General features: G+C 51.1%; 1 protein-coding gene. It reads right to left on the reverse strand.

Annotation, left to right across the window (positions count from 1 at the left end):
* The coding region (locus tag R7Z77_RS26705; RefSeq protein ID WP_318137217.1) for a molybdopterin oxidoreductase family protein at positions 1–609 on the reverse strand (609 nt) is incomplete at both ends.

Consider the following 609-nt stretch of genomic DNA (forward strand, 5'->3'; position numbering starts at 1 on the left):
TGGGGACTCAACGAAATGGAAAGGAATAAACACGACGCCTTTTTGCATTCGCTTGGTCACAAACGCATCAATTTCGATGCTGCCACGACGAGTCGACACTTTTAGGCGCTGACCATTATGGATACCAATTGCTTCAGCATCTTCAACACTGATCATCGCTCTTGGCCCAGCAAGGTTATCCAACCCTTTCGTTTTGCGCGTCATCGTACCGGTGTGGAACTGTTCTAGCACACGCCCTGTTGTAAGCACCAAAGGATACTCTTCATCAGGCAACTCAGCTGCATAGCGGAACGGCACGCCCACCATTTGCCCTTTCCCTCGGGTAAATTGGGTTTGGTGCATAATACGAGTACCGTTTGGATTGTTCTTGTTACTTGGCCATTGAACACCGTTCGGCGTGATCGCGTCCCAACGCAACCCTGCATATTGCGGCGTTACACGCGCGATTTCGCTAGTGATTTCAGAAACGCACTGGTAATGCCAATCGCTACCCATCGCGTTTGCGATCGCTTGAATGATCCACCAATCTTCTTTCGCCTCACCCGGCGCTTTCACTGCCGCATTAACGCGCTGCACGCGTCGCTCAGTATTGGTGAAGTGACCGGATTT

The organism is Vibrio sp. 1401 (genome assembly GCF_033340295.1).